At 37.2% G+C, this 877-nt stretch carries 1 protein-coding gene; it reads left to right on the top strand.

The annotated features are described in order from the left end of the window. The coding region (locus KH893_RS11075) for a glycosyltransferase (RefSeq protein ID WP_281166181.1) at window positions 1–877 on the top strand (877 nt) is incomplete at both ends.

The raw sequence follows: 877 nt of genomic DNA, 5'->3' as shown, positions 1-877 counted from the left end.
GCCCAGCGTTTGCAACAAGAGGAACTTTCTTACACGGATATAGTTCTAGACACTAGCCCTTTTTCGAAAGATTATGACTTGATTGATGTCAACACATATGGACCGAAATCTTTGGCAATGGTAGCGAAAGCTCGTTTGCAGAATCGAAAGGTTGTTTATCATGCCCACTCGACTTATGAAGATTTTCGCAATTCTTTTATTGTATCGAATTTTCTTTCCAAACCCTTTAAAAGACATTTGGTTAAAGCTTATCGACAAGCTGATTTAATTATTACACCGACTCCTTATGCAAAATCTTTGTTACGGTCTTATGGATTAAAACAGCCAATTGTTCCAATTTCAAACGGAGTACGAGTCTCTTCTTATCACCGAAATAAATCAAAAATCGTTAAGTTCCGTCAATTTTTGAATTTAAAAGCGGACGATAAAAGAAAAATAATTATTTCTGTTGGCCTTTATTTTCAAAGAAAAGGAATTATGGATTTTGTCGAGTTGGCCAGACGAAACCCCGAGCATCTTTTTGTATGGTTTGGCTATACTGATTTACGAATTATTCCAAAAAAAATTAGAGAAACAGTGAAAAAAAATCATCCTGCTAATTGTATTTTTGCCGGGTACATCACTGGGGATGTTTTACAGGGAGCTTATTCCGGTGCTGATCTCTTTTTGTATCCCAGTTATGAAGAAACTGAGGGGATTGTCGTCCTCGAAGCTTTGGCTAGTTCTCAAAAAGTTCTTGTTCGTGATATTCCCGTTTATACCGATTGGCTTCATGACGGCTTTGACTGTTATAAGGCGGCAAGTCTGGACGATTTTGATAAACGCTTAAACGAAATTTTGTCTGGAAAAGTTAAGGATGTTTCAAAAGCAGGTCACG

Source organism: Liquorilactobacillus sicerae (genome assembly GCF_029916425.1).
Lineage (GTDB): Bacteria > Bacillota > Bacilli > Lactobacillales > Lactobacillaceae > Liquorilactobacillus > Liquorilactobacillus sicerae.
Note: the sequence above shows the minus strand (reverse complement) of the source record. Positions and strands in the feature narration are given on the sequence as shown.